General features: G+C 40.1%; 5 protein-coding genes and 1 pseudogene. 5 read left to right on the top strand and 1 reads right to left on the bottom strand.

The window, feature by feature from the left end; translation table 11 throughout:
* Nucleotides 1-440 precede the first annotated feature (440 nt).
* A pseudogene (locus tag ACEW80_RS26815) lies at nucleotides 441-1,079 on the bottom strand (IS6 family transposase); the annotation flags it as partial.
* A 12-nt stretch (nucleotides 1,080-1,091) separates the two neighbouring features.
* Between ACEW80_RS26815 and ACEW80_RS26810 the strand changes: the two are divergent.
* The 5 genes from ACEW80_RS26810 to ACEW80_RS26790 all read left to right on the top strand — a co-directional run.
* The gene (locus tag ACEW80_RS26810) at nucleotides 1,092-1,259 is read left to right on the top strand and encodes a hypothetical protein (RefSeq protein ID WP_373529519.1); all 168 of its coding nucleotides are present in this window, start codon (nucleotides 1,092-1,094) and stop codon (nucleotides 1,257-1,259) included.
* A 291-nt stretch (nucleotides 1,260-1,550) separates the two neighbouring features.
* The gene (hepA, locus tag ACEW80_RS26805; RefSeq protein ID WP_373529518.1) at nucleotides 1,551-3,401 is read left to right on the top strand and encodes a heterocyst formation ABC transporter subunit HepA; all 1,851 of its coding nucleotides are present in this window, start codon (nucleotides 1,551-1,553) and stop codon (nucleotides 3,399-3,401) included.
* Between the two features lie 96 nt (nucleotides 3,402-3,497).
* Complete coding sequence (locus ACEW80_RS26800; protein WP_373529517.1) at nucleotides 3,498-4,748, top strand: polysaccharide pyruvyl transferase family protein; 1,251 nt, start codon at nucleotides 3,498-3,500, stop codon at nucleotides 4,746-4,748.
* Between the two features lie 81 nt (nucleotides 4,749-4,829).
* Nucleotides 4,830-6,050 (top strand): glycosyltransferase, encoded by a 1,221-nt coding sequence (locus ACEW80_RS26795; protein ID WP_373529516.1) that lies wholly within the window; start codon nucleotides 4,830-4,832, stop codon nucleotides 6,048-6,050.
* 8 nt (nucleotides 6,051-6,058) lie between these two features.
* On the top strand, nucleotides 6,059-6,656 hold a 598-nt coding region (locus ACEW80_RS26790), incomplete at its 3' end, for a glycosyltransferase family 2 protein (protein WP_373529515.1).

The raw sequence follows: 6,656 nt of genomic DNA, 5'->3' as shown, positions 1-6,656 counted from the left end.
GCATTTAGCGGAAGCGCAACCAAATAATAACATTACTCCTCTACCTGTAAGGACATAAACAGTAACCCTGCTCTGGCCTTAAGTATTAACTCTAGTTACTGTTTGTCCTAGTAAATTTTTGATTTGATAAGAACAATTTGGGATTGCTCTCACACTACGCTTTAGGATTTTAAAAGTCAAGCATTAATTATTTGCTAATTAAGTTTCTCTAAGAAATTACTCAGTATTTTTATAGATGCATATAAAATTTACTTCGCTGAAATAATAAGTTTCTCCCTTAAGTTGAGCTTTTCATGGTTAGTAAAAAGGGTTGTGTTGCAAAAATTTTGTAAGGACAGAAAATCTCTGTTGCATGGGTTTAGATTATGCAGCCACTCCTCTGGTTTAGTTGATGCAGAAAATCCACTCTTTGACGGCTCCTCGGAAACTTCTAAAACTTATCCTTTCCGCATCATGTTCATAATTTCATATCTTCTAATGGTTCGCCGTGCTGCAAGAGAAGGAGCTAAATTGCATCCCTGGTTTAACCAATCGTTTTATCCAAGGGTGGTCTTGCTCAACAATCTTATTGAGATACTTACAATGCCCGTAACTTCAGTATTTCGGGTAAATCTTCGCTAGCAATAAGTTTTTTGATGGCTTTCCTTTCGGATAAGCGGGATTCTTATCCACAGTAATAACTCGTAGGGTTTGAGTATGAAGGGCTTTAAAAGCCTTACGGGAAAAGCGTTTTGCTGCCAGAGCCTCCTGCTTCGCTGTCAAGAAAAAGTCTAGGGTATTCCCCTGAGAATCAACGGCTCGGTACAAATATTTCTGCTTGCTTTTAGCGCGCGATATAGGTTTCGTCTACCCACCACAAGTTATTTGTCGGACGCAAATGTGCCCTAAAGCGCTTATCTAATTCTAGACTATACTCTTGTACCCAATAGTGAATTGTTATGTAGTCTACTTCCATTCCCCTCTCGTTCACCATTTCTAAGCATCTTTCGGGGAGAATCCTTCTTCCCGAAAATGCCGTGCTACCTGTTGGAAACGGAAAGCGGATAACTAAGATACCAGTGTACACAACGCAGGATGATTTCGGACTGATAATGCCGCTACTAGAAGGGAATTTAAAATTCATCAGCGGCAGGCAGTATTATTTTCTCTATGGGAATTATTTCAGCCTGCCATTTTTTGCAACACAACCTGTAGGGAGCCAGAAAATTTACGGTGATGGAAATATCGATGTTATTGCTGTGATAAATTTAAAAGACTAGACATTTTAGAGTACCTAAGATAGGCTGTTTTGTTACAAGCTCCCGTATCCCATTCACTGGCATCAACGAATGTTATATGAAAGATACAGTGATCGCATCTGTAGATGCTTGCTTACTGAAGCTAGTCTCTATAGATTAAAATCAGCTTTTGTTAATAAAGATAAATCAGAATTCGCCTTTGGCGAAGCTAAGTGAAAAAATAAATCCTGTTAAAATTATCATCCACTGTCGCGCTTCAAAGCTGTCTCAGATTTAGCGCTGATTAAATTACAACTTTTGCTGGGAAACTGTATGCGTCTCAAACTCCCCATTCCGCTCTACAACCTAATGAAGGCTACGAGTTTCTGGCGAGATAACTACCTAATTTTGCGAGAGTTTAAAAATTTTCGTAAAATTGCTATCTTAGCTATAATATTTTCATTGCTTGCAGCAATTTTTGAAGGTTTTACAATTGGTTTAATTTCAGTTTTCCTGAGAAGTTTTACTAATCCTGATACCCCACCTTTACAGACAGGAATTAGTTGGTTTGATATTTGGTTTTTGGGAACAAATGCATCTTTTGTTGATCGGCTCTACCGAATAGGCACACTCGTATTTTTAACAGTTTGGTTGCGTTCTGGCTTGGTTTATTTAGGAAATCTCTATATCAAACTATCCGAATTGCATTTAGGAGATGGACTGCGTAAAAGTTTATTTAAACAATTTCAGAAACTAAGCTTAAGCTACTTTGCCAAAAAACGTTCTGCCGAGTTGTTTTATAGCATTAATAATGAAGTCTACCAAATCAAAATAGCTTGTAGCGTAGCTGCTGCTTTTATTGCCAAGGGATTTACATTAATGGTGTACGTAACAGCAATGTTTTGGCTGTCTTGGCAGCTAACTTTTATATCTGTACTACTATTTAGTTTGTTAACAGCAAGTCTTTCTAATTTAGTGAAATGGGTGCGGGAAGTTAGCTTTGAAATATCCAAAGCTGGTAGTAATTTCAGTTCTGTGGCAATGGAATTTATTATTGGCATTCGCACAGTGCAAGCATTTGCAACTGAAGATTTCGAGCGGAGAAAATTTTATCAAGCTTGCGAACAGGTCGAGAGTGCTAATACTAAAGCGGCAGCAGCTAGCTCGGTAGTTCAACCTCTTACTGAAGGAGTGTCTGCCACAATTTTATTGCTCATAGTTGTAGTAGCAGTAACAATTTCTGGAGAAAATGGCAGACTACAAATAGCATCTTTGCTAACGTTTTTATTTGTGTTGTTGCGTTTAGGTCCGTTGGTATCGCAAATAAATGGATCTTGGTCGAGACTTAATAGCTTTCAAGGTTCTTTAGATAATATTAAGAACATCCTTAGAACTGATGACAAAATTTATTTAGAAAACGGTCGCATTGACTTTGATGGATTGAAGCAAGCAATTGATTTCGTTGCTGTAGATTTTGGTTATGATGCTGAAAATTTAGTACTGCACAATATCACGCTAACCATTAATCAAGGAGAAATGACAGCTTTAGTTGGAGCTTCTGGTGCTGGTAAAACAACTTTAGTAGACTTAATTCCACGATTCTACGAGCCTGTAAAAGGTAAACTTCTCATTGATGGAGTGGAGCTACGGGATTTAAATATCAAATCACTGCGTCGAAAGCTGGCTATTGTCAGTCAGGATACATTTATCTTCAATACATCAGTCAAAAATAATATTGCTTACGGTTCGGAGGATGCTGATGAAGCGGCAATTGTAGAAGCCGCCCAACTAGCTAACGCGCTGGAATTTATTTTAGATATGCCGGAAGGTTTTGAAACCCAACTAGGCGATCGGGGGGTGCGGCTATCAGGAGGTCAGCGCCAACGGATTGCCATTGCCCGCGCTTTGTTACGCAATCCAGAAATTCTTATATTGGATGAGGCAACGAGTGCGCTAGATTCTCTGTCAGAACGGTTGATCCAAGAATCGTTAGAAAAGCTAGCTGTAGGGCGAACAGTAATTGCGATCGCTCATAGACTATCCACTATTATTCGAGCGGATAAAGTGGTAGTGCTTGAACAAGGATGTATTGTAGAACAGGGCAAGTATCAAGAGCTATTAGAACAGCGTGGCAAGCTGTGGATGTATCATCAAATGCAGTATGAATCAGGTCAAGTAAGTTAATTACAATTAAAGCTGCCACTGGTAGAATCGGGTGTTCAGAGCATTTAATCGCTTAAGAGTTAGATGTTTTTTAAACGAGAGTTGAGATTTGGGGTTATGCAAAAATCAATTATTAAAGAGCAAATCTTGTCTCAATTACTAGATACTTACGCTAATACATTAAAAGTTTTAAAGCAGAATACAGTCGGCAATAAGTCCGCATCAGCACTATTTTTGCCACCTGACGATCCTGGTAGTCTGGGAGATGAAGCTATGCTAGCAGCAGGTATGAAACGTCTTGCCGAGCAAGGTATTAAGCGCATAGGTATAGTCAATTTAAAATCCAACGTTCGCTGGGAGAATTTGGATCTCGTTACAGAGACGATTAATCTGCGGGGTCATTTTGCCTATCACTCCTGGAAAGATCGGTTTCGCTTTGTGCAAATGGTCAGTCGCTACGATCGCTTTTATTGCATTGGGGCTGATGTCATGGATGGTTTTTACTCAGAGAGTAGAACGCTCCGTTTCATTGAACTTGTGGCGCTAGCAGCTAAAACCGGGGCTAGTGCAACCATTCTCGGCTTCAGCTTTAACGAACAGCCGACACCAAATTCTGTTCAGGCGCTTGCCAATCTACCCGCAAGCGTAAGACTTTGCAGCCGCGATCCAGTCTCTCACCAGCGACTAACGCACCATCTCCAACGTCGTGTTGACTTAGTAGCTGATGTCGCATTTCTGTTAGAGCCTGCTCAAGAAGATTCAGAACTAGCTATAGGTGTGTCTAAATGGGTTCGCCAACAGCAAGAATTAGGACGGTTGGTCGTTGGAGTCAACGCTAATTCATTACATTTAAAAAGTCTGCCCCAATTTGGATTCGATGACTTAATTCGACTTTACGCAGATGCCTTAGTCGAGCTTTTCTCTAGCCATCCAACAATTAGCTTTCTCATGATTCCTCATGACTTTCGTGGGAAAGAAAGTGATGTATCGCTGGCATCCACTATTTTAGAAAGATTACCAATACATATGAATTCTTACTGCATGAAGGTTCCAACCCCCTGTAGTGCCGCAGAAATTAAGTTTATGTGTGCCGATTTAGACTTGGTTTTTACTGGTAGGATGCATTTAGCGATCGCTTGCCTGGGTCAAGGAGTGCCTGTAGCGGGTGTTACTTACCAAGGCAAGTTTGAGGGTTTGTTTAATCACTTCGCCTTGCAAGGAATGACTATTGCGCCAGAGAAAGCCTTTCAACCTGGCGCTTTAGCTAATTTTTTAGCAGCTATAATTGCCAAGCGGGAGGATATACGTCAACAAATTCAATCAAGGCTAGAAAATGTAAAAACATTGGCAGCCTTGAATCTAATGTAAAAACAACATTCCGGCTGATATAGGCAATTGACTGAGTATTACTCGGTTTATATAAATCTTTATTAGCTTACAGGTAATTGTATGCGGGTTTTATTTGTTTCGAGTGACTTTCCTGATGATTTACACCTCAAAGTTCATGGCGTTTACAAACGCATGAGAATGTTGATTGATGCAATCAAGCAGATTGCTCAACTAGATATATTGTTTTATGTGTCTCCTGAAACAAATATTTCTCAGGATGCTGTTGCCGAAATAGAGCATTCTCTCTCTCAATACTGGGATACTAAAATTACCCTTTTCCTATGTCCGAAATTCAAGCATCAAAGCCGATTATCTCAGCTACAGAATTATCTACCTAGCATTTTCAGTTTTTTCAAGCAGACAAAATACATTAGTGGAAGCGGAGCGCAGCAGGTTCAAGCACTTGAGAAATGTTTAAGCCGAAAGCCAGATGCAATCTTTGTTCATAGGCTAAAGTCAATGTGTCCGTGTATGCTTACTCCCAAAGCTTTGCCACCAATTTTTTTTGATTTAGATGATATAGAACACATAGCCTTTACTCGCAACCTTAGTCAGCCGCCTAAAAGGCAAGTAAAACCTTTACATTATCTACAAGTACCTGCATTGTGGGCGGGCGAGTGCCGTGCTATTCGTTTAGCACAGCAGACATTTGTCTGTTCGGAAAAGGATCGGCACTACCTTACAAACAGATTAAAACTTCCAGGTGTAGTGAGCGTACCCAATGCCGTTGATATCCCCCAGTTACAGCCTGTTGTTCCTGAACCTACGTTACTGTTTCTCGGCTCCTACACTTATCAGCCAAATGTAAATGCAGCAGAATTTTTAATTGAGGAGGTTTGGCCGCAAATCTATCGAGTCATGCCTGAAGCACGGTTAATTATTGCCGGAGGAAGTCCAAACAAAATACGCAATTACAATGCTGGTGTTCCGGGTGTAGAGTTTAGTGGTTTCGTTAAAGACTTAGACAATCTTTATCAGCGCTCTCGCGTGGTTTGCTGTCCAGTTTTCTCTGGTGGGGGAACGCGAATTAAGATTCTTGAGGCAGCAGCTTATGGCAAACCTATTGTCTCTACGAAGATTGGCTCAGAAGGTATTGAGATGCACGATGGGCAAGAGCTTTTGTTACGGGACGACCCAAAACTATTTGCTCAAGCGTGTCTAGAGCTACTTAAAAATTCTACCTTATGTGAACAACTGGGATGTGCGGCACGCGCAGTAGTAGTTCAAAAATATGATCGCGATCGCATTTTGCAATTAATTCAGCAATATTTAACAATATAGTATTAATTATGCTGCTAACTTCACCACAAGATCCACATCAGCTAAGTCCCGGAGTAACAGTGATTATTCCTACTTATAATCGGTGTTTAATGTTACAAGAAGCATTAACAAGTGTAACCTCTCAAGAGTTTGATGGTCTTGTTGAGATTATTGTTGTTGATGACAACTCTCAAGATGGAACTTCGGAAATTGTTGCTCAGAAGTATCCATTTGTGCGCCTAATTAGTCTTAAACAAAATGTAGGCCCATCGGCTGCACGTAACCTAGCAATATTACAGGCTAGAGGCAACTATATTGCTTTCCTCGATTCTGACGATCTTTGGGAAACAAGTCACTTAAAAACTCAGATTGAGGTACTAGAAGGCAAATATAAATGTTTTTCCGTCAGCGACTTAGTAATTTGGGATACAGCTAAAGAACACAAACGACTTCAAGTCCAAAGACCTAATTCAGAAAAATATGCTTCGCCCGTTCATCATTTTCTTGTCTCAGGTTTTATTATTACTCTCTCTTCTGTTGTCATACCTCGACAAGCATTCACTGAAGTTGGCTTGTTTGACGAAAATTTTATGCTGGGTGAGGATAACGAGCTATACTTACGCTGTC

This window comes from Nostoc sp., from assembly GCF_041747015.1.
GTDB lineage: Bacteria > Cyanobacteriota > Cyanobacteriia > Cyanobacteriales > Nostocaceae > Nostoc.
The sequence above is the reverse complement of the archived record's forward strand: the minus strand, read 5'-3'. Positions and strand labels throughout refer to the sequence as shown.